Origin of the sequence: Bradyrhizobium sp. HKCCYLRH3099 (assembly GCF_051167855.1) — a bacterium.
GTDB lineage: Bacteria > Pseudomonadota > Alphaproteobacteria > Rhizobiales > Xanthobacteraceae > Bradyrhizobium.
Map to the genome: position 1 here is coordinate 67,550 of NZ_JBNPTW010000020.1, position 21,883 is coordinate 89,432.

The following is a 21,883-nucleotide window of genomic DNA, read 5'->3' on the forward strand; positions in this document are numbered from 1 at the left end:
GGGCCGCAAGTGGGAGCGCGGACGTCCCGCTTCAAACTCCGCCCCCGATCCTCTACAAGCCCCCCATGCTTGGACGTATCTTCACCGTCGGCGGCTATACGCTGCTGTCGCGACTCACCGGCTTTGCCCGCGACATCATGCTGGCGGCGATTCTTGGCGCCGGGCCGGTCGCCGACGCGTTCTTCATTGCGTTCCGGCTGCCGAACCATTTCCGGGCGATCTTCGCCGAAGGCGCGTTCAACGCCGCCTTTGTTCCCGCCTATGCGCATGTTCATGGCGAGAAGGGGCCGGCGTCGGCGAGCCTGTTTGCCGACCGGATATTCACCTTGCTGTTGGCCTCGCAGGTGGTGCTGCTGATCCTCGCCTGGGTGTTCATGCCGCAGGCGATGACGATCCTGGCGCCGGGCTTCACCGACGATCCCGCGCAGCGCGAGATGGCGATCACGCTGACGCGGATCACCTTTCCGTACCTGCTGCTGATCACCCTGGTGACGCTGTATGGCGGCATGCTCAACGTCATGCAGCGCTTTGCCAGCGCTGCGGCGGCATCGATCTTCCTCAATCTCGCGATGATGCTGACCTTGGCGCTGGCGGCGTTCTTTCCGAACGCGGGCCATGCGGCAGCCTGGGGCGTGCTGATCTCCGGCTTCCTGCAATATTTTCTCTTGGCCGGCGATCTCGCGCGCCATGGCGGGCTGCCGCGGTTTGCGCCGCTCAAGCTCGATGACGACATCCGCGCCTTCTTCAAGGCGCTGGGGCCGGCGACCCTGGGATCGATGGGCACGCAGGTCGCGATGTTCGCCGACACCATCATCGCGACGTTCCTGCCGGCAGGCGCGATCTCGGCGCTGTATTACGCCGACCGTCTCAACCAACTGCCGATCGGGGTGATCGGCATCGCCATCGGCACGGTGCTGCTGCCGGAAATGTCGCGGCGGCTGACGGCGGGTGATCACCAGGGCGCGATGGAGCAGCAGCGCCGCGCCTTCGAGTTCACGCTGTTGTTCTCGGTGCCGTTCGTCGCCGCCTTCCTCGCCGTGCCCGACGTCATCACGCGCGCGATGTTCGCGCGCGGCGCCTTCACCAAGGGGGATGCCGCGGCGGCCGGCGCGACGCTCGCCGCCTACGCCGTCGGGCTCATTCCCTTCGTGATGATCCGCAGCGCGGTCTCGACGTTCTACGCGCGCAAGGATACGGCGACGCCCGTCAAGGCTTCGCTCACCGGACTGACGGTCAACGTCGTGCTGAAGGTGCTGCTGATGGGCTCGCTGGCCCAGGTCGGCCTGGCGCTGGCCACCGCCGTTGGCGCCTGGATCAATCTGCTGCTGGTGCTCGGCTTCGCCGTACACAAGCGCTATCTCGTGGTCGATCGCCGTCTCAGCGCGTCGCTGCTGAAATTTGCGGCCACCGGCGTCCTGCTTGCGGCGGCATTGTGGCTGACGGTTGTCCTGGCAACGCCGCATCTGACTTTCCTCGGCCGCGTGCAGGACGAGGCCATGCTGGGCCTGCTGATCGCGGTCGGCGCCGTGATCTATGCCGCCGCCATTCTCGGGCTGTTCGGCCTGCGCTGGCTCAAGGCGCTGGTGCGCCGCTGAGGCCTGCGCGCAGCATGAGACGCGTGCGCGCGAACTGATGAGATCGTGCGCGCATCTGTTATGCCTTGCGCCACTGCGGCCCCGCGAATATTGTCGCGCACGGGGAGATCATTCGTGACGCGACGGCGAGGCACTGCACATTGGGCGAGGAGGACGGTCGGCATTCTGGCCGCCTATCTCATCGCGTTGCAGATGGTGCTCGCCGGCGCGATGTCGGCGCAGATGGCGGCCGCTGCCGCCAACGATCTCGGCGTGATCTGCACCGACATCGATGGGACCGTCCACGGCACCAGCGCGCCGGACTCGGCCGTCCTGCATAAGGACTTCTGCGCGGTCTGCGCCTTCGCCGCCCACGCCGCGCCGGTGCCGACACCGGTCGCCGCGCTGCTTCTGCGCAGCGCCCGCGAGCTGAGGCTTGCCAGCTTCGCCGCCTGGGCTGCGCGCGATTCCCGCCTCCGTGAACCCCGTTTGTCGCAAGGACCTCCCGCGAACGCCTGATCGCCGTTTGTCGTCAGGTTTCGTTCGTCCAGAGGTTCATCATGTCCCGTTCCGTAACCGCGCTTTGCGCGGCGACGTGCCTCGTCACGTTGTCATCTCCCTGTTTCTCGCAAGCCCGCGAGCCAAGCAATCTGCCGACGGTCAATGTCGACCCGGCCAGGCCCGCAGCGTCGCGTCCGGCGAGGCCCGCCGGCAATGATCCGTCCACGCGGAGAGCGCGCGCGCCGCGATCAGCCGCCGCACCGCAGACGGCCGCGGCGGCTCCCGCCGGTCCGGCGCCGAGTCGGACTTCGCCGAACACGCAAACGGCAACCCAGCGTATCCAGCAGACGCCGGGTGCGGTGGCCGTCGTGCCCGATACCGCGTTCAAGACTGGCGCGGCGCAGACCATCAAGGACGTGCTCGACTACGTGCCCGGCGTGTTCGCTCAGCCGAAATGGGGTGACGACACGAGGCTGTCGATTCGCGGCTCCGGCCTGTCGCGCAACTTCCATCTGCGCGGCACGCAACTCTATCTCGACGGCATCCCGATCAACACCGCCGACGGCTACGGCGATTTCCAGGAGATCGATCCGACCGCCTATCGCTATGTCGAGGTCTACAAGGGCGCCAATGCGCTGCGCTACGGCGCCAATTCGCTCGGCGGCGCCGTGAACTTCGTCACGCCGACCGGGCGCGACGCCTCGGCGTTCGAGAGCCGACTCGATGGCGGCGCGTTCGGCTTCCTGCGCGGCCAAGCCTCCACTGGAGGCGTGTATGGCGCGGCCGATTATTTCGTGACCGGCTCGGCGTCGCGCGTCGACGGCTATCGCGACCACAGCTGGGGCACGTCCGAGCGCGGCAGCGCCAATCTCGGCTACCAGGTCTCGCCCGATTTCGAGACACGCTTCTATCTCAACGCCAACTCGGTGCGGCAGCGTATCCCGGGCGAGGTGAGCAAGACCAGCGCGCTCAACTCGCCGCAGACGGCCGCGGCCAACAATGTGCTCAACGACTGGCAGCGCAACATCGACACGGTGCGCGTCGCCAACAAGTCGACGATCCATCTCGACAACACCGATGTCGAGTTCGGCGTGTTCGCCGTCGACCGGCATCTGATGCATCCGATCTTCCAGTGGCTCGACTATCGCTATCACGACTATGGCGGCTTCGTGCGCGCGGTGGACGATCGCGAGATCGGCGGCCATCGCAACCGCTTCACGGTCGGGCTGAACATCCAGAACGGCACCACGGATGCCAACCAGTTCGTCAACACCGGCGGCAACAAGGGCATGCAGATGTCCTCGTTGACCCAGAATCCGGAGAACTACACGCTGTATGCCGAGAATGCCTGGTACGCGCTGCCGAGCGTCTCGCTGATCGCCGGTGCGCAGTTCCTGCATGCCGTCCGCAGCCAGCAGGTCAATTTCACGCTCAACGGCGACGCCGCGGGCCGCGCCAGCTATGACCTCGCCAGCCCCAAGATCGGCGTGCTCTGGGACATCGATCCGAATTGGCAGGTGTTCGCCAACATCTCGCGCAGCGGCGAGGCGCCGAGCTTCGGCGAGGGCAGGGGCGCGCTGGTGCGCTTCTACGACATCAAGGCGCAGACCGCGACGACCTATGAGATCGGCACGCGCGGCCGGCGGCCCGACGTCACCTGGGATTTTGCGCTCTACCACGCCGATATCCAGAACGAGCTGCAATGCTTCTATTCGTCGTTCGGCAATTGCAACGTCACCAATGCCGACAAGACGATGCATCAGGGCATCGAGGCCGGGCTCGGCCTCAGCCTTCTGAAGGGGCTCGCGGTAAAGAGCGATGCGCCCGACCGCGTCTGGCTCAACCTCGCCTACACCTATAACGACTTCCGCTACAGCAACGACGCGACCTGGGGCAACAACCGCCTGCCGGGCGCGCCGCCGCACTTCCTGCGCGCGGAGCTGCTGTACAAGCATCCGGCGGGCTTCGCCTTCGGGCCGAACATCGAGTGGGTGCCGCAATCCTATTTCGTCGACAGCGCCAACACCCTCTCCACGGACCCCTATCTGCAGTGGGGCCTGAAGGCGACCTATGACGACGGCAAGAATTTCTCCGCCTATCTCGAGGGGCGCAACCTCGCCAACAAGGCGTATATCGCGACCACCAGCATCATCGATCGCGCCACGCCGACGTCGACGCTGTTCAACCCCGGCAATGGCCGCGGCGTCTATGCCGGCCTCCGCTACAAATTGTGAGGAGCTGCAGCATGCGCGATCACACCACACCTTCGCAAAGGACCACTCTCGTGAAATCGATCCTGGTCGGCCTCGCCGCTCTCTCCGCTACGATCGGCAGCGTCCCGGCGCAGGCGCATGTCGTGCTCGACAAGCCGGAGGCGCGCATCGGCAAGACGTTCAAGGCCGTGCTCGCCGTGCCGCATGGCTGCGAGGGCGCAGCGACCGTGCGGCTGACCGTGCAGGTGCCGGAAGGCCTGATCGCGATCAAGCCGATGCCGAAGCCGGGCTGGACCATCGAGGTCAAGAAGGGCGCTTACGCGCGAGCCTACAGTTTCTTCCACGGCGCGCAGCTCAGCGAAGGGGTCAAGGAGATCAGCTGGAGCGGCCGGCTGGAGGACGGCTACTACGACGAGTTCACCTTCACGGGATTCGTGGCCGACACGTTCAAGCCCGGTGATGTCCTGCCCATCGCTGCGGTCCAGGACTGCGAGAAGGGCACGGCGAAATGGGTCGAGCTCGCCGCGCCCGGCCAGGATCCGCATGCGCTGAAATATCCCGCGCCACTGTTGCGGCTGACGTCGGCCGAGCCGCCGCCGCGCGGTGTCGCCAAGGGCGACATCATCGTGTCGTCCGGCTGGAGCCGCGCCACGCCAGGGGGCGCCAAGGTCGGCGCCGGCTATCTCTCGCTCACCAATACGGGCCGTGAGCCGGATCGCCTGATCGCGGCCAGTGCCGACATCGCCGACAGCGTCGAGATCCATGAGATGTCGACGCGCGACGGCGTCATGGTGATGCGGCCGATCGAGGGCGGCCTGCCGATCCCCGCAGGGCAGACGGTCACGCTCACGTCAGGCGGCATTCATCTGATGCTCACCGGCCTGAAGGCGCCGCTGGTCGAGGGCAAGTCTGTTCCTGTGACCTTGCAGTTCGAGCGCGCCGGCAAGATGGCGGTGCTGCTCGACGTGCTCGGCGTCGGCGCCCAGGCGCCCGGTGGTCAGCAGGACGGCGCCAAGGCGGAGCACGCGCATCATTGATGGCCCGATAGGGCAGGGGCTCCGGCGCCGGACCGTGCGCTGGAGCGTCCATTGCAATGCAATATCACGTGATCCGGTGCGAGCCGGGCGTCGACCCGACGAGAGTTGACCGTTCGTGGTCCCCTGCGGCCGATATGCCGTTTGCGCGGGCTCGCGTTCCGCTGCAATATGGCGCCAACATCGCCAAAACGAAGCGGGACGAGAAACCAGATGGCAGCTCCAATCAAGTTCGGTATGGGACAAAGCGTTCTCCGCAAAGAGGATGACGCGCTGATTCGCGGCAAGGGCCGCTATACCGACGATCTCGCGCCATCCGCCGCCCTGCATGCGCTGGTGCTGCGCTCGCCGCAGGCGCATGCCAAGTTCACGATCGACGTCGCCGCGGCGCGGCTGCTGCCGGGCGTGGCGCTGATTCTGACCGCCGAGGACACCGCGGAACTCGGCGGCCTGCCGTGCCTGTTCAACCTCGAGACCGATCCGTTCACCGCGCCGCCTTATCCGATCCTCGCCAAGGACGAGGTGCGTCATGTCGGTGATGCCGTGGCCTTCGTCGTCGCCGATACGCTCGATCACGCGCGCGACGCGCTCGAGGCGATCAAGGTCGAGTGGACGACGCTTCCAGCGGTCACTGGCGTCGTCAACGCGATCAAGCCGGGCGCGCCGCAGGTGTGGGCCGATCACAAGAACAACGTGCTGTTCGACGTCTCGATCGGCGACAAGTCGGCGACCGAGGCGGCGTTCGCGAAGGCGCATGCGGTGGCCGAGATCCGCATCGTCAATCCGCGCGTGGTCGCGAGCTTCATGGAGACGCGCGCCGCGGTCTGCGAATACGACACCAAGCGCGATCACCTCACCTTGACGGCGGGCAGCCAGGGCAGCCACCGGCTGCGCGACATTCTCTGCCAGAACGTGCTGAAGATCCCGACCGAGAAGATGCGGGTGATCTGCCCGGATGTCGGCGGCGGCTTCGGCACAAAGCTGTTTCCGTACCGGGAATATGCGCTGGTCGCGGTCGCCGCGCAGCGGCTGCGCAAGTCGGTGCGCTGGGCCGCCGACCGCTCCGAGCATTTCATGGGCGACGCGCAGGGCCGCGACAACGTCACCACCGCGAAGATGGCGCTGGCCGAGGACGGCAAGTTCCTCGCGATGGACGTCGATCTGATGGGCGACATGGGCGCCTATCTCTCGACCTTCGCGCCCTACATCCCGCACGGCGGCGCCGGCATGCTGCCGGGCCTCTACGACATCCAGGCCTTCCATTGCCGCGTGCGCACGATCTTCACCCACACCGTGCCGGTCGATGCCTATCGCGGCGCCGGCCGACCCGAGGCGGCCTATGTCGTCGAGCGCCTGGTCGATGCCTGCGCGCGCAAGCTCGACATGTCGGTCGATGCTATCAGGCGCAAGAACTTCATCCCGCCGCGCGCGCTGCCCTACAAGACCGCGACCGGCAAGGTTTACGACTCCGGCGACTTCAACGCGCATCTCAAGCGCGCGATGGAGATCGCGGAGTGGAAGGATTTTTCCAAGCGCGCCAAGGCGGCCAAGAAGAATGGTCTTGTCCGCGGCATCGGGCTCGCGAGCTATGTCGAGGTGTGCGGCACGATGGGCGAGGAGACCGCCCATGTGAAGCTCGACCCGAACGGCGACGTGACGATCCTGATCGGCACGCAGTCGAGCGGGCAGGGGCATCAGACCGCCTACGCGCAGATCGTCGCCGAGCAGTTCGGCCTGCCGCCGGAGCGCGTCCACATCCACCAGGGCGACACCGCGCAGGTTCCGACGGGCCTCGGCACCGGCGGCTCAGCGTCCATCCCGTCGGGCGGCGTCAGCGTGCAGCGTGCCACGCATGAGCTTGGTGACAAGCTCAAGCAGATCGCGGCCGAAGCGCTCGAAGCGGGCTTGGGCGACCTCGAGATTGCCGATGGCGTGATCCGCGTCGCAGGCACCGACCGGTCGATCTCCTTCGCCGATCTCGCCAAGCGTCCGGGCGTCGATCCAGCCAAGCTCGCCGGCAGTGCCACCTTCGCCAGCGCCGACGGCACCTATCCAAACGGCACCCATGTCGCGGAGATCGAACTGGATCCGGCGACCGGCATCATCAGAATCGTCAACTACGTCATCGTCGACGATTTCGGTGTGACGCTGAACCCGCTGCTGCTCGCCGGCCAGGTGCATGGCGGCGCGGTGCAGGGCATCGGGCAGGCGCTGATGGAGCAGGTGGTCTACAGCAACTCGGATGCGCAGCTCGTCACCGGCAGCTACATGGACTACGCGCTGCCGCGCGCGGCTGATGCGCCGACCTTCACCTTCGAGACGCACAACGTGCCCTGCAAGACCAACCCGATGGGCGTCAAGGGCGCGGGTGAGGCGGGGGCGATCGGCTCGTGCCCGGCGGTGGTCAACGCGATCGTCGAAGCGCTGTGGCGCGAGTACAAGATCGACCATATCGACATGCCGGCGACGCCCGAGCGGGTCTGGATCGCGATCCGGGAGCAGCATCGCCGTCACAGTCTCTGAGTACCCTCTCCCAGTGGACCTCTCCGATATCCGCCTCAATTCCGGAATAACCCGCCGAGGCAGGGGTTGACCAAACAGGCGCGACCCGTCCGGGTGGGCTGGACGGGATTGTGACAACAAAGGAGCGAATTGATGAAGCGGACTGTCGTGGTGGCAGCAGCAGCGTTGCTGCTCGGGGCCGGCGCCGTGATGGCACAGGACAACCTGGTCAAGCAGAGCCAGGACATCATGAAGGCGAACGCCAAGAACCTCGGCGGTGTGCTGATCGCGATGGTCAAGGGCGAGAAGCCGTATGACCAGGCCGCCGTCAATGCCGCTCTGGCCGTGCTCGAAGATACCGCCAAGAAGCTGCCGACGATGTATCCGGCCAGCCTGAAGGGCGCGAAGTTCGAGGGTGATTACGCCCCGTCGCCGAAGATCTGGGAAGACAAGGCCGGCTTCGACGCCAAGATCGAGAGCTTCGCCAAGGTCGTCACCGAGGCCAAGGCCAAGATCAAGGATCTCGACAGCCTCAAGGCGACCGCGCCGGCGATCGGTAAGGAATGCGGCGGCTGCCACGAGACCTTCCGTCTCAAGAACAGCTGATCTGACGCAAGTTCGAGGGGGCGGACGCGGCGACGCGTTCGCCCCCGTTTGTTTGTCCGTGACAGGCGTCTTATTCTCGCGGGCGTATCCGCAAGCCGCCGGATCGATCGCCATCCTCCCCGCAGTGACGGAGCCACCATGTACCGACGCCTCCTGCTTGCCTTGTGTGTGCTCGGCGTCGCCGGTCTTGCGGTATTCTGGTGGCTCACCCGGCCGTCGATGATCGCGCTTGCGGCCGCGACGCGCGCGCCGGATCTGGCCAACGGCCAGGAGATGTTCAACATCGGCGGCTGCGCGTCCTGTCACGCCGTGCCCAACCAGCCCGACCGTTTGAAGCTCGGCGGCGGCCTGCCGCTGGAATCGCCGTTCGGCACCTTCTATGCGCCCAACATCTCGCCCGACCCGAACGACGGCATCGGGCGCTGGAGCGAGGTAGACTTCGTCAACGCGGTCGTGCGCGGCGTGTCGCCGGGCGGCAGCCACTATTATCCGGCGTTCCCCTATACCTCTTATGCGGCGGCGAAGGTCGACGACGTCAGGGACCTGTTCGCCTACATGAAGACGCTGCCGCCGGTCAGCGGCGCCTCGCGGCCGCACGAGCTGCCATTCCCGTTCAACATCCGCCGCACCGTCGGCGTGTGGAAGCTCCTGTTCTTCGACGACAAGCCGTTTGTCGCGGACGCCTCGCGCTCGGCGGAATGGAATCGCGGCGCCTACCTGGTCAATACCTTCGGCCATTGCGCCGAGTGTCACAGCCCGCGCAACCCGCTCGGCGGCATCAAGACGGCGCAGCGACTCGCCGGCGGCCCCGATCCGGAAGGCCGGGGCTTCGTGCCGAACATCACCCAGAAGGGCCTGTCGGACTGGAGCGAGAGCGATATCAGCTATTTCCTGGAGACCGGGCAATTGCCCAATGGCGACAGCGCCGGCGGATCGATGGCCCGCGTGATCCGCAACACCTCGCAGCTCACGCCCGAGGATCGCAAGGCGATGGCGGTCTATCTCAAATCGCTGCCGCCGGTCGAAGGCCCGCCGAAGCCCAAGAAATCTACGAACTGAACCTGCGAACTGAGCCTGCGAGCTGACGGTTCGCGGGCTCAGATCGGCTTGAAGCTGCCGTCGCCCTGGATCACGGTCAGCGACACCTGCGGCGGATTGTCCTTGCGGGCGTTGCCGAAGCTGACGACGAGGCCGCTGATGTCGAACTGGCCGACATCGTTGATGATCCGCAGCAGCTCCGCCCGGGTCGGGTTCGGCCCGGTCATCGCAAGCGCGCGCGCCACCAGGCGGCCGGTGATGTAGCCCTCCAGCCCGATGAAATCGGGCGTCTGGCTCGGGTCGAGCGTCTTCATAGCCGCCTGGTAGTCGGCGACGACGCGCCGGTCGGTGTCCCACGGGAACGGTACTACTTCGGAGACGATAACGCCGCGCCCTTCAGGGCCGAGCTCCTTGGCGAGCGCATTGCCGCCGACGAAGGAGACGGCGGCAAAGGTCGGGTTGAAGCCCGAGCGATGCGCCATCTTGATGAACTCGGCGCAGGGGCCGTAGGTGCCGACCAGGATCACCGCCTCCGGCTCGGCGCGCCGGATGACCTTGAGCGCGGCGCCGACGGCGCGCGTATTGCGTTCAAAGGTGCCCTCGGCCGCGAGTTCGAGACCGCGTTTGTCGAGATGGGTCTTGACGCCGGCCAGCACGTCACGGCCGAACGCGTCGTCCTGATAGAAGATCGCGATCCGGGTGAGACGGAGATCCTCGGTCAGATGCTTGATCGAGGCCTCGGCCTCCGCCGCGTAGCTGGCGCGAATGTTGACGATGTTCTGGAATTCCGGCGCGCGCAGGAATTCGGCGCCGGACACCGGGCCGATGAAGGGCACGTCGTTGGAGGCCGCGATCGGCGCGGTCGCCATCGCGGTCGGCGTGCCCACGGCGCCGATCAGCGCGAACACCTTGTCCTCATAGATCAGCTTGATGGTCTCCACCACCGACCGGTCCGGGTCGTAGCCGTCGTTGCGGCTCGCGAGCTTCAGCCTGCGGCCGTAGACGCCGCCCTTGGCATTGAGCTCGCTGAAGGCCGCCAGCAGGCCCTGGCGGGCCGCCTGGCCCAGCGCGGCCGACGGGCCTTCCAGCGCCGCCACCTGGCCGAACAGGATCGAGTCATTGGTGACGCCGAGCTCGTCGGCGCGCGCAGACCCCAGGGGCAGCGCGGCGGCGAGCAGCACGAGAGCGATGGACGTCTTGAAGGTTGAAAGCCAGTTCATTGCGATCTTCGATGCACGGGTGGCCACATGACACCTCATCCTAAGCGCGTTTGAATGAAGACCTCGCTAAGGATGCATCCGCGCTTGATCGCGTTTTGACCGTGCATCGACAGTCAGCCGTTAACCAAGCCCTGGTTTCTGGTACTCCGCAACTGATCATCTTTGACCGTCCTTAACTTCAGGCAGCGAGCATGAGCGTCATGTCCCTCGTGTGAGTGAGGGGCAGCCGTCAGGCGGGGGCCATATTGCAGGTTGAAGAGTACAGCGCACCGACGCTGCAACGACGTGATGATGCTCGCAACGGTAGCGGGCGTGAAAGGCTACGCGCGTCGTTATCAAAATACCGGCTCTATCGTCCCGCCATCATCGCCGCGTGCATCGGCGTGGTGCTGTCAGTTGTCGGCACGGTGGCCGTCGGCCGCTGGGAGAACCGGCTGGCGCGGACCGACTTCGAAGGTGTCGCCGAAGCCCAGGCGATCCTGGTGCAGAACGGCGTCAACGAATATGTCAGCCGGCTGACCGCGCTGCGCACCCGCTTCGAATCCGCCAACGACGACATCACCCGCAGCGAGTATCAGACCTTCAGCGCGCGTCTGTTCGAAGCCCATCGCGGCATGCTGCGCCTCGCCTGGCTGCCGCGCATCAAGCGCAAGGAGCGCGGCGAATATGAAGCCGCCGCGATCACCGACGGCGTCCCGGCCTTCCGCATCAAGTCCTATCCGGATGGCACGGTCGCGCCGGAAAGTGACGAATACTTCCCGGTCTATTTCTCCACCGAGGCCAAGACCTCGCCCGTCTACGGCCTGGACTATTGGAGCATCCCCGATCATCGCGCCGTGCTGGAGCAGTCGCGCGACTACGACGTGATCGGCGCGCTGCGCACGCGGCAGAATCTCATCAATCAGAACGAGCGCAACAACGCGGTGATGATCGGCATCCCCGTCTATGCCAAGGGCACGTCGCGCACCACGGTGGCCGACCGCCGCCGCAATCTCTCCGGCTTCATCGTCGGCGTGTTCGATCTGCCGATGCTGCTGCAGTCGGTGCGTGCGAACAATCCGAACAGCCCGGCACTGCAGATCAACCTGCTGCCGCCCGAGCGCGTCATCAATGCCTCCGGCGTCGATCCGCAGCGCTGGCCGGCCGATCCGAGCATCTGGTCCACCACCTTGCGCATCGGCGATGCCGATTGGGTGTTCCAGGCCGCGCCTGCCGGCGGCGGCCTGGTCGTGAGCCACAACAGGGCGCTTGCGCTGTATGCGGCCGGGCTGGCGACGACCATCTTCCTCGCGGTCTATCTCGCGCTGTCGAGCCGGAACGCGCAGCAGCTCGCGCTCGCCAACCGCCGCGTGCTCGAGCTCGCGCAGACCGACGCGCTGACCGGGCTGTCGAACCGCGCCTTCTTCCTCGAGGAGATGGAGCGCATCAACGACGAGAGGAACGGCCGCTTCACCGTCTTCCTGCTCGACCTCGACCGCTTCAAGAACGTCAACGACTCGCTCGGCCATGGCGCCGGCGACGAGCTGCTGGTGCAGGTGGCACAGCGGCTGCGCTCGCAGCTTCGTTCCAAGGACGTGCTGGCCCGCCTCGGCGGCGACGAGTTCGCGCTGATCCAGGCCGGTGCCGGCGACCAGCGCCTGGCCGCGACCGAGCTCGCCCAGCGCATCACCAGGCTGATCGCCGAGCCGTTCCAGATCAGCGGACAGCGCGTCGAGATCGGCACCAGCATCGGCATCTCGCTGGCCCCGGAGCACGGCCACGACCAGGAGCATCTGCTCAAGAAGGCAGACCTCGCGCTGTACCGCTCGAAGTCCGCCGGCCGCAGCTGCTACACGCTCTATGACGACGCGATGTCCGCCGAGCTCGAGGCGCGCAACACGCTCGAAGGCGACCTGCGCGACGCCATCGCGCAATGTCAGTTCGAGGTGCACTACCAGCCGTTCTACGACGCCGACACGCGCGAGCGCCGCGGCGTCGAGGCGCTGGTGCGCTGGCGTCACCCGGTCAAGGGATTGGTGCCTCCGGACAAGTTCATTCCGCTGGCGGAATCGACCGGACTGATCGTGCCGCTCGGCGAGTGGATCATCGGTCGCGCCTGCGACGACGCCACCGCCTGGCCCGATGATCTCAAGGTCGCGGTCAATCTGTCACCGGTCCAGTTCAAGCAGGCGGAACTGTTCGACGTCATCCAGTCGGCGCTCGCACGCTCCGGCCTCGATCCGAAGCGCCTGGAGATCGAGATCACCGAGTCGGTGCTGCTGGAGCGCGCCGCTGAAAACGAGAGCTTCATCGACCGGCTCAAGAGCCTCGGCATTTCGCTGGCGCTCGACGATTTCGGCACCGGCTATTCGTCGCTGCGCTCGCTGACCGCGTTCCCCTTCAACAAGATCAAGATCGACAAATCGTTCGTCGCCAATCTCAGCGTTCGCGACGAAAGCGCGGCCGTGATCTCCTCGGTCGTCACGCTGGCGCGCGGCCTCGGCATCCAGATCACTGCGGAAGGCGTCGAGACCGAGGAGCAATTGAAGCAGTTGCGCGAGCTCGGCGTCAACTTCGCGCAAGGCTATCTGCTGGGCCGGCCGATGCCGGTCGAGCAGCTCGAGAAGCACCTGGAGATCGCGCGCGTCGGCACCGACCAGGACGACGCGCAGGAGACCGAGGTGGCTGCGGAGGAGGGCGATCCGCGCCCGGCGGCCGTGGTCGCGCTCATTCCCCGGTCCGGGGCGCTGCTATCCCTCGCATCCAACGGCTGAGCGGCGAGGCCGGCTCAGCCTCCGCGTCGGCCTGCGGCCGTGGCAGGCCCAGAATGGCCGCCTCGCGCGCGGCGCTCGGCGTGATGCCATAGGCGGTCTTGAACAGCCGGGTGAAATGCGCGTCGGTGCCGAGCTGCCAGCGCCGCGCCACCTCGCTGATGCGCACCTGGCGCGATCCGGTGCCGGCGAGATCGAAGAAGGCGCGATGCAGCCGCCGGCTGCGGATATAGTCGGCGATGCCACCGATCGGCGCAAACAGCCGGTACAGCGAGGCGCGCGACAGACCGAAATGCAGCGCGATGGCGTCGGCGCTCAGCTCGGGGCTCGCCAGCTGGGACTCGATGTATTGCCGGATGCGCAGCAGCGAGGCGTCGGCCGTCACGCTGCGGTCGACATCGCGCCGCTCGAGCTCGCCGCGCAGGCAGGCCGAGATGAGCGCGATCGTGCCGTCGACCACGGCGTGGCACTCGTCGAAGCTCATCCGCGGGGCGCATTCGAGCAGTGCGCCGAAATGCCGCGCCAGCAGCGGCGCCATGGCGCCGTCACGCGGCAGCACCAGCCCGTGCAGATCCTCGACCTGCAGCAGACGGGCGTCGAACATGGGGCGCGGGACCACCATGGTCAGGTTCTCGAAACGCGTCGCACGCGTTTCGAGTGTCTGGGCGAGATCGAGAACGCAGAGATCGCCGGCTTCGACCTTGATGGCGCGTTGACCCGCGACGCCGGTGTAGCCGCCTCTGACGTAGAGCTGCACGATGACATGATCGACGCCGCTGCGTACGATCGTCTCCGCCGAGCGCCGGAAGCGCTGGCTGCTGGCGCGAGCCGATCCGAGCAGGATGGAGCCCAGCGCGTAGGACAAGACATCGGCCCTGAAGGGCTCGGCTTCGCCGTAGGCGAGCTCGTCGACGTCGAAGAACGTCGAGACGGCCTCGCGCCAGGCTGCAATGTTGGTCTCGGTGTCCATCTGCGCGGCTGAGAAGCCGTAACTCGGCAGCAGGGACGAAACGGCTGTCATCTCACTCTTCACACGACGTCGCAGACTGTCTTGAGCGTTCGTCTCAATGTCTTGATCGTTTGTCTCGGACGGCTCGCTCGCCTTGACCCGGTCCGCCGGGCACCCGTTATAGGACGCCTATCGCCAAGTTGCGGAAAAGGAAAGCCGGACTGTTCGACGGTCCCCCCGTTGCCCCTCGCGGTCGAAGGGTCCCGGCTTTCCGCCCCGCCAAGATCATCTGGCGCGAGGCCGGGATCGGCCACCATCGTCTTTCATGACGAAACCATGCTTGACCCATTTTGAGGACTTCGGCGCCCGTCGGTGACGACGGGCGCCTTTGTCGCGGTCAGCGTCGAACGGCCGGCGTTAGCTGGCGCCAAAGGCCTTGAACGTGATGATGGTATGGGTGTCCTGGATGCCCGGCAGCACCTGCACCTTCTCGTTCACGAAGTGGCCGATGTCGGTGGCGTTGTCGACATAGAACTTCACCAGCAGGTCGTAATTGCCCGCCGTCGAATAGATCTCCGAGGCGATTTCGGCCTCTGCCAGCGCATTGGCCACGACGTAGGACTGGCCGAGCTTGCACTTGATCTGGACGAAGAAGGGAACCATTGCAGACGGTCTCCGGAAGGCGTTTCAAGCCTCAATATAGCGTTTTCCGGCGAAGTCGATACGGTTTCTCCGGCGACCGGGCCTGCTTGCCGGGCGCGACCGGCCCGCGCTAGGAGAGGAGCATGAGCACCCCTGTCGCACTCACCATTGCCGGCTCCGACTCCTCGGGCGGAGCGGGTATCCAGGCCGACCTGAAGACCTTTGCCGCGCTGTCGGTCTACGGCGCCTCGGTGCTCACGGCGCTGACCGCCCAGAACACGACCGGCGTGACCGGGGTGCACTTGGTGCCGCCCGATTTCGTCGCGGCCCAGATCGACGCCGTGTTCAACGATCTCGCGGTCTGCGCGGTCAAGATCGGCATGGTGGCGCAGGCGCCGATCGCCGAGGCGATCGCGGCGAGCCTCGACCGCTGGACGCCCAGGCATGTGGTGCTCGATCCCGTGATGGTGGCGACGTCAGGCGCCCGGCTGCTGCCGGAGGACGCCATCGACGCGCTGCGCCGCCGGCTGATCCCCCAGGCGACGCTGATCACGCCCAACCTGCCGGAAGCGGCGGCGCTCCTCGACGAGGCGGTCGCGACCTCCGAGGAGGCGATTGCCGCGCAGGGCCGGCGCCTGCTCGCGCTCGGCTGCCCGGCGGTGCTGATCAAGGGCGGCCACGGGCAGGGCGCAGAGAGCACGGACTATCTCGTCACGGCCGAGCAGACCATTGCCCTGCCGTCGCCGCGGGTCGCCACGCAGAACACGCACGGCACCGGCTGCTCGCTGTCATCGGCGGTCGCCGCCGGATTGGCAAAGGGCGAAAGCCTTGAGACGGCTGTGCGCAACGCCAAGGCCTTCATCTCCGGCGCGATCGCGGCAGCCGATCGATTCACGGTCGGTCATGGCCACGGGCCGGTGCATCATCTCTACCGGTTCTACTGAGGTCACACGGTTTTGAGACCGCAATCTGCGGTCCATCCGCGTGATGGCGATCGATCATGCTACGTGGAGACGGGCCGTCGATCATCACGGACGGTGCTTGGTATCAGGGGATGATTGTATGAGGACAGGAATCGTCGCGGCGCTGGCTGTTGCGCTTGCCGGTATCGTTGCGACGCCCGCGCTGGCGGAGCGCGCCTATTCGGCCGACGAGGAGCGCAACAAGCAGATCGTGCTCGACTTCTATGAGCAGGGGCTGAACCGCAAGGATTTCGCGGCCGCCTCGAAATATCTCGGCAGATACATCCAGCACAATCCGAGCGCCGAGGATGGCCCGGAAGGCTTTCGCAAGTTCATCGAATTCCTGAAGGCGAAGTATCCGCAATCCCGCAGCGAGATCACCAAGGTGCTGGTCGACGGCGATTTCGTCATCCTGCGCGTGCATGCCGTCCGCGAGCCCGGCACGCGCGGCAATGCGATCGTCGATATCTTCCGCCTGAAGGACGGCAAGATCGAAGAGCACTGGGATTCGGTGCAGCCGATCCCCGAGCAGTCGGCCAACACCAACGGCATGTTCTAGCGCCGCGGCGCGGCCGCTCACTTCTGCTGGGCGGCCTCGATCTCGCGCGAATGCCCGTTGCTGATGCGTGCCCGATACTCGCCCGGCGATTCACCAAACCAGCGGTTGGAAGCGCGGAAGAACGTGCTCTGATCGGCATAGCCGAGCAGATAGCCGATGTCGGTCAGCGACAGGCGCTGATCGGCGAGATGGCGCTGGGCAAGCTCCCGCCTGGTCTCGTCGACGAGATCGCTGAACGAGAGGCCCTCGTCGGCGAGCCTGCGCTGGAAGGTCCGATCGCTCAAGCCAAGCGCAGCCGCGATGGCCGAGCGCAACGGGCTGCCGTCCGGAAGCAGTCTGGCGATCGCGACGCGCGCGCGATACGCGGTGTCGGTCTTGACCAGCCGCTCCAGCGCCTCGTCGGCGATGCGGTCGTGGATCGGCATCAATTCGGGCGCCGAGGTCGTCAGCTTGCAGGCGAGATCCTCATCCGACACCAGGAAGCCGTTGAACGGGGCATCGAATTCGAGCGGTGACTGGAACGCCCTGTTGTAGGCCGCGATCGACAGCGGCACTTCATGCGTGAAGCGTGCCGCGAGCGGCGTCAGCGGACGGTCGAGCATCCAGCGGCACAGATTGAGCAGATTGATGATGCCGTAGTCGTAGCGCTGCCGCGGGATCGGGCATTCGCCGCCATAGACGTCGGTGCGCACCCAGCGGCCGCCCTGGCCGTCCTCAAGCGTGATCGCGACGGCATCGCTGACCAGGCACATGTAGCGGATCAGGCGCGTCAGGCCGGTCTGCAGGTCCGGGCTCGACATCATCGCATAGCCCGCGACGCCATAATTGTGCGGGCGTGGGGCTGCGACATTGACGAGGCCGATATCGGGATTGCCCGAGCGTTCAGCCGCCAGCACCCACAACCGGCTCAAGGCCTCCGTGGGCCAGCGGCGATCGCAATCCTCGAGATCCGCGATCGACAGGCCGGCCTCGGCGAACAGCGCGGCCGCATCGAGGCCTTGCTCATTGAACGTGCTGGCGACGCCACGCATCCAGGCTGACGATGTGGATCGAAGCTGCGCCATCCCCTCGGTTACCCCATGGCTTCTGGAGCCAGTGCTTTGGCGTCCTCGGATCATTGTGCAGGTGCACATGAGACTGCATAGCACCTGGAATTGGCGATCGCGATACGAAATTCGTCGGAGCGATCGTGCGGCTGGCGCAGGAGACAAACCATGCCCGTTCTCAAAACCAACGACGGTACAGAGATTTACTACAAAGACTGGGGTACCGGTCAGCCGATCGTGTTCAGCCATGGCTGGCCGCTGTCGTCCGACGATTGGGACGCGCAGATGATGTTCTTCCTCAATCATGGCTTCCGCGTCATCGCCCATGATCGCCGCGGCCACGGCCGCTCGGCCCAGGTCTCCGACGGCCACGACATGGACCACTACGCCGACGACCTGGCGGAACTGACCGCGCATCTCGACCTCAAGAACGCCATCCATGTTGGCCATTCGACCGGCGGCGGCGAGGTCGTGCATTATCTCGCGCGTCACGGCGAGAGCCGCGCGGCCAAGGCCGCGATCATCGCCGCCGTGCCGCCGTTGATGGTGCAGACCGCGGCCAATCCGGGCGGCTTGCCGAAGTCGGTGTTCGACGATTTCCAGACCCAGACCGCGACCCGGCGTTCGGAGTTCTACCGCGAGGTCGCCGCCGGCCCGTTCTACGGCTTCAACAGACCGGGCGCGAAGCCGTCCGAGGCTGTCATCCAGAACTGGTGGCGGCAGGGCATGATGGGCAGCGCCAAGGCGCATTATGACGGCGTCGTCGCGTTCTCGCAGACCGACTTCACCGAGGATCTCAAGAAGATCACGCTGCCGGTGCTGGTGATGCACAGCGAGGACGACCAGATCGTGCCCTATGCCGACTCCGCGCCGCTCTCGGCCAAGCTGCTCAAGAACGGCACGCTGAAGACCTACAAGGGTTTTCCGCACGGCATGCCGACCACCGAAGCCGCGACCATCAACGCCGACCTTTTGGCCTTCATCAAGGGCTGACGCCCGCTGCATCACACGTCTGTCACGGAGATCTTCATGTCCAAGCTCGAAATGCTCACGCCGCAGAACTGCGCCGTCGCCCTCATCGACTATCAGCCGGCGATGTATCAGGGCGTGCAGTCGCACGACCGTCTCGGCGTGTTCAACAACATCCAGATCGTCGCCAAGGCGGCCAAGCTGTTCAAGCTGCCGACGGTGATCACCACGGTCGCCAAGGATTCGTTCTCCGGCCCGTTCATGCCGGAGATCGCCGATCTGTTTCCCGAGCACGATATCGTCGACCGCACGGCGATGAACTCCTGGCTCGACGCCGGCTTCCGCAAGCAGGTCGCAGCGACCGGCCGCAAGAAGTTCATCATTGCGGGACTCTGGACCGAGGCCTGCGTACTGTTCCCGACCTTGGACATGCTGCGCGAGGGCTACGAGATCTACATCCCGGCCGATGCCTGCGGCGATCTCTCTCTTGAGGCGCATAACAGGGCGATGGATCGCGCGGTGCAGGCCGGCGCGGTGCCGATCACCTCGTGCCAGTTCGCGTTCGAGCTGCAGCAGGATTGGGCGCGCGCCGAGACCTATGACGGCATGATGGAAATCCTGAAGGCGCATTCGCCCTACGGCATCCAGATCCGCTTCTCGAAATGGGCGCTTGGCGAGCACGCCTCCGAAGGCGGCGCGAAGTAGCGCTGAGGCATCCCATGAAGATCTATCTGTTCTCGCTCGGGGCAGGGCTGCTGGTCGGCGTGATCTACAGCCTGCTTCAGGTCCGCTCGCCGGCGCCGCCTCTGGTGGCGCTGGTCGGCCTGCTCGGCATCCTCGTCGGAGAGCAGGTGATCCCCGTGGGCCGGCAGCTCCTCGATGGCAGCAGCATTGCTGCGGCCTGGCAGAAGGCGGCCTGCGCCACGCACATCTTCGGCCTGCTGCCCGGCCATCACGGCCGGGCGGAGACCACGACCACTCCTGCGCCAGACGAGAAGGCCTCATGAGCGACCATCCCGATCTCATCCTGCATCGCGGCCTGTTCACGACGCTCGACCGCTCCAACCCGCAGGCCAATGCGGTCGCGATCAAGGACGGCGTGTTCACGGCGGTCGGCCACGAGCAGGACGTCATGAAGCTCGCCGGCCCCGCGACGAAGCTGATCGATCTCAAGGGCCGCCGCGTGCTGCCGGGCCTGATCGACAATCACCTCCACATCATCCGCGGCGGGCTCAACTTCAACATGGAGCTGCGCTGGGACGGCGTGCGCTCGCTCGCTGACGCCATGGCGATGCTGAAGGCGCAGGTCGCGATCACGCCGCCGCCGCAATGGGTGCGCGTTGTCGGCGGCTTTACCGAGCATCAGTTCGTCGAGAAGCGCCTGCCGACGATCGACGAGCTCAATGCGGTCGCGCCGGATACGCCGGTGTTCCTGCTGCATCTGTATGATCGTGCGATCCTGAACGGCGCCGCGCTGCGCGCCGTCGGCTATGACAAGGACACGCCGCAGCCGCCGGGCGGCGAGATCGTGCGCGACGCGCAAGGCAATCCCACGGGGCTGCTGCTGGCCAAGCCGAACGCGGCCATCCTCTACGCGACGCTGGCCAAGGGACCGAAGCTGCCGTTCGACTACCAGCTCAACTCCACGCGCCACTTCATGCGCGAGCTGAACCGGCTCGGCGTGACCGGCGCGATCGACGCCGGCGGTGGCTTCCAGAACTATCCCGACGACTATGCCGTGATCCAGAAGCTGTCCGATGACGGCCAGCTCACGATCCGGCTCGCCTACAATTTGTTCACGCAGAAGCCGAAGGGCGAGAAGGACGACTTCCTGCGCTGGACGCAAAGCTCGTCCTACAAGCAGGGCAACGACTATTTCCGCCACAACGGCGCGGGCGAGATGCTGGTCTTTTCGGCCGCCGACTTCGAGGATTTCCGCGTGCCGCGGCCGGACATGCCGGCCGAGATGGAAGGCGAGCTCGAGGAGGTCGTGCGCATTCTCGTGCAGAACAAGTGGCCGTGGCGGCTGCACGCGACCTATGACGAGACCATCTCGCGCGCGCTCGACGTGTTCGAAACGGTCAACCAGGACACGCCGCTCGACGGCATCAACTGGTTCTTCGACCACGCCGAGACCATCTCCGACCAGTCGATCGACCGCATCGCCGCGCTGGGCGGCGGCATCGCCGTGCAGCACCGCATGGCCTATCAGGGCGAGTACTTCGTCGAGCGCTACGGCCATGGCGCGGCGGAGGCGACGCCTCCGGTGAAGAAGATTTTGGACAAGGGCGTCAAGGTCTCCGCCGGCACCGACGCGACGCGGGTTGCGTCCTACAATCCCTGGGTCTCGCTGTCGTGGCTCGTGACGGGGCGCACGGTCGGCGGCCTGCGGCTGTATCCGCAACGCAACTGTCTCGATCGCGAGACGGCGCTGCGGATGTGGACCGAGAACGTCACCTGGTTCTCCAATGAAGAGGGCAAGAAGGGCCGCATCGAGGTCGGTCAGTTCGCCGATCTGATCGTGCCGGATCGGGACTTCTTCGCCTGCGCCGAGGCCGAGATCGCCGACATCACCAGCGACCTCACCATGGTCGGCGGCCGTGTGGTCTACGCGGCATCGGACTTCAAGACGCTCGACGACGCGGTGCCGCCGCCTGCGATGCCGGATTGGTCGCCGGTGCGCCGCTTCGGCGGCTACGGCGCGTGGCTCGCGAAGGACGACACCGGCGCGGTGCGCGCCCAGGCGATGCAGATGTGCGGCTGCGCCAATAGCTGCGGCCTGCACGGCCACGACCATGCACGCTCATGGTCGAGCCGATTGCCGGTCGCTGATCTCAAGAGCTTCTGGGGCGCGCTCGGCTGCGCCTGCTGGGCGGTGTAATGGCCGCAATGTCTGATACGCCGCGGCCGATCGCCGGGATGCTCGATTGGCCGTGGCTGTGGCCGGCGGCCCGGCTCGCGCTGGTCTCGGCCTATCTGATCGGTGGCGTCCAGAAGCTGATGGACTTCCCCGGTGCCATCGCCGAGCAGGCCCATTTCGGCCTGCGGCCGGCGGCGCTGTGGGCGGTCGCCGCGATCGCCGTCGAGCTGATCGGCTCGCTGCTCGTCGTGGTCAACCGGTTCGTCTGGCTCGGTGCCGGAGCGCTCGGCGTGCTCACCTTCGTCGCGATGCTCACCGCCAACGACTTCTGGCACATGGAGGGCCATGACCGCTTCATGGCGCTCAATTCCTTCTTCGAGCATCTCGGCCTGATCGCAGGCCTGGTGCTCGTGTCCATCATGTCCTGGCGTGCCCGCCGCGCCTGATCCGGTTTCTAT

19 protein-coding genes are annotated in these 21,883 nt (G+C 66.1%); 15 read left to right on the plus strand and 4 right to left on the minus strand.

Annotation, left to right across the window (positions count from 1 at the left end):
* Positions 1-65: 65 nt before the first annotated feature.
* The 7 genes from murJ (at position 66) to ACQR1Y_RS29135 (ending at position 9,489) form a co-directional block, all read left to right on the plus strand.
* On the plus strand, positions 66-1,595 hold the full coding sequence (murJ, locus tag ACQR1Y_RS29105; protein WP_434879090.1) for a murein biosynthesis integral membrane protein MurJ: 1,530 nt from the start codon (positions 66-68) through the stop codon (positions 1,593-1,595).
* Between the two features lie 114 nt (positions 1,596-1,709).
* Entirely contained in the window at positions 1,710-2,093 is a 384-nt protein-coding gene (locus ACQR1Y_RS29110; RefSeq protein WP_434879091.1) for a DUF2946 family protein, read from the plus strand.
* A gap of 41 nt (positions 2,094-2,134) precedes the next feature.
* Positions 2,135-4,309, plus strand: a complete 2,175-nt coding sequence (locus ACQR1Y_RS29115; RefSeq protein ID WP_434879092.1) for a TonB-dependent receptor family protein — start codon at positions 2,135-2,137, stop codon at positions 4,307-4,309.
* A 50-nt stretch (positions 4,310-4,359) separates the two neighbouring features.
* The gene (locus ACQR1Y_RS29120; protein ID WP_434879137.1) at positions 4,360-5,325 is read left to right on the plus strand and encodes a DUF1775 domain-containing protein; all 966 of its coding nucleotides are present in this window, start codon (positions 4,360-4,362) and stop codon (positions 5,323-5,325) included.
* Between the two features lie 210 nt (positions 5,326-5,535).
* Positions 5,536-7,845, plus strand: a complete 2,310-nt coding sequence (locus ACQR1Y_RS29125; protein ID WP_434879093.1) for a xanthine dehydrogenase family protein molybdopterin-binding subunit — start codon at positions 5,536-5,538, stop codon at positions 7,843-7,845.
* A gap of 132 nt (positions 7,846-7,977) precedes the next feature.
* Positions 7,978-8,430 carry a c-type cytochrome gene (locus ACQR1Y_RS29130; protein WP_434859524.1) on the plus strand — a complete coding sequence of 151 codons (453 nt, stop codon included), beginning with the start codon at positions 7,978-7,980 and terminating at the stop codon, positions 8,428-8,430.
* A 138-nt stretch (positions 8,431-8,568) separates the two neighbouring features.
* Positions 8,569-9,489, plus strand: coding sequence for a c-type cytochrome (locus ACQR1Y_RS29135; protein ID WP_434879094.1), 921 nt, complete (start codon positions 8,569-8,571; stop codon positions 9,487-9,489).
* 38 nt (positions 9,490-9,527) lie between these two features.
* Here the strand turns inward: ACQR1Y_RS29135 and ACQR1Y_RS29140 are convergent, their stop codons facing one another.
* Complete coding sequence (locus tag ACQR1Y_RS29140) at positions 9,528-10,688, minus strand: ABC transporter substrate-binding protein (RefSeq protein WP_434859526.1); 1,161 nt, start codon at positions 10,686-10,688, stop codon at positions 9,528-9,530.
* Positions 10,689-10,933: 245 nt separating this feature from the next.
* Here ACQR1Y_RS29140 and ACQR1Y_RS29145 point away from each other — a divergent pair, with 245 nt between their 5' ends.
* Positions 10,934-13,441 carry a bifunctional diguanylate cyclase/phosphodiesterase gene (locus tag ACQR1Y_RS29145; RefSeq protein ID WP_434859527.1) on the plus strand — a complete coding sequence of 836 codons (2,508 nt, stop codon included), beginning with the start codon at positions 10,934-10,936 and terminating at the stop codon, positions 13,439-13,441.
* Here ACQR1Y_RS29145 and ACQR1Y_RS29150 read toward each other — a convergent pair.
* Both ACQR1Y_RS29150 and ACQR1Y_RS29155 read right to left on the minus strand, forming a co-directional pair.
* Positions 13,395-14,459, minus strand: coding sequence for a helix-turn-helix domain-containing protein (locus ACQR1Y_RS29150; protein ID WP_434879095.1), 1,065 nt, complete (start codon positions 14,457-14,459; stop codon positions 13,395-13,397). The two genes, ACQR1Y_RS29145 and ACQR1Y_RS29150, sit on opposite strands and share 47 nt — an antisense overlap.
* 345 nt (positions 14,460-14,804) lie before the next feature.
* The gene (locus ACQR1Y_RS29155) at positions 14,805-15,050 is read right to left on the minus strand and encodes an Lrp/AsnC ligand binding domain-containing protein (RefSeq protein WP_434859529.1); all 246 of its coding nucleotides are present in this window, start codon (positions 15,048-15,050) and stop codon (positions 14,805-14,807) included.
* 122 nt (positions 15,051-15,172) lie between these two features.
* Between ACQR1Y_RS29155 and thiD the strand changes: the two genes are divergently transcribed.
* Together thiD and ACQR1Y_RS29165 are read left to right on the plus strand one after the other, a co-directional pair.
* The gene (gene thiD / locus ACQR1Y_RS29160; RefSeq protein WP_434879096.1) at positions 15,173-15,973 is read left to right on the plus strand and encodes a bifunctional hydroxymethylpyrimidine kinase/phosphomethylpyrimidine kinase; all 801 of its coding nucleotides are present in this window, start codon (positions 15,173-15,175) and stop codon (positions 15,971-15,973) included.
* A gap of 118 nt (positions 15,974-16,091) precedes the next feature.
* Positions 16,092-16,550, plus strand: a complete 459-nt coding sequence (locus ACQR1Y_RS29165; RefSeq protein WP_434859531.1) for a nuclear transport factor 2 family protein — start codon at positions 16,092-16,094, stop codon at positions 16,548-16,550.
* 17 nt (positions 16,551-16,567) lie between these two features.
* On the opposite strand, the gene ACQR1Y_RS29170 is transcribed toward ACQR1Y_RS29165, so the two are convergent.
* Complete coding sequence (locus ACQR1Y_RS29170; RefSeq protein WP_434879097.1) at positions 16,568-17,614, minus strand: AraC family transcriptional regulator; 1,047 nt, start codon at positions 17,612-17,614, stop codon at positions 16,568-16,570.
* A 150-nt stretch (positions 17,615-17,764) separates the two neighbouring features.
* Here ACQR1Y_RS29170 and ACQR1Y_RS29175 point away from each other — a divergent pair, with 150 nt between their 5' ends.
* From ACQR1Y_RS29175 to ACQR1Y_RS29195, 5 genes are read left to right on the plus strand one after another with little or no spacing between them, the layout of a single operon-like run.
* Positions 17,765-18,589 (plus strand): alpha/beta fold hydrolase, encoded by an 825-nt coding sequence (locus ACQR1Y_RS29175; RefSeq protein ID WP_434879098.1) that lies wholly within the window; start codon positions 17,765-17,767, stop codon positions 18,587-18,589.
* 36 nt (positions 18,590-18,625) lie between these two features.
* Positions 18,626-19,270: a hydrolase gene (locus ACQR1Y_RS29180; protein ID WP_434879099.1), complete on the plus strand. Its 645-nt coding sequence runs from the start codon at positions 18,626-18,628 to the stop codon at positions 19,268-19,270.
* 14 nt (positions 19,271-19,284) lie between these two features.
* A complete protein-coding gene (locus ACQR1Y_RS29185) occupies positions 19,285-19,572 on the plus strand; it encodes a XapX domain-containing protein (protein ID WP_434859536.1) in 288 nt (95 codons plus the stop codon).
* Complete coding sequence (locus tag ACQR1Y_RS29190) at positions 19,569-21,446, plus strand: amidohydrolase (RefSeq protein ID WP_434879100.1); 1,878 nt, start codon at positions 19,569-19,571, stop codon at positions 21,444-21,446. Before ACQR1Y_RS29185 ends, ACQR1Y_RS29190 begins: the two co-directional genes overlap by 4 nt.
* Positions 21,446-21,871, plus strand: coding sequence for a DoxX family protein (locus ACQR1Y_RS29195; RefSeq protein ID WP_434879101.1), 426 nt, complete (start codon positions 21,446-21,448; stop codon positions 21,869-21,871). Before ACQR1Y_RS29190 ends, ACQR1Y_RS29195 begins: the two co-directional genes overlap by 1 nt.
* Positions 21,872-21,883: the final 12 nt, after the last annotated feature.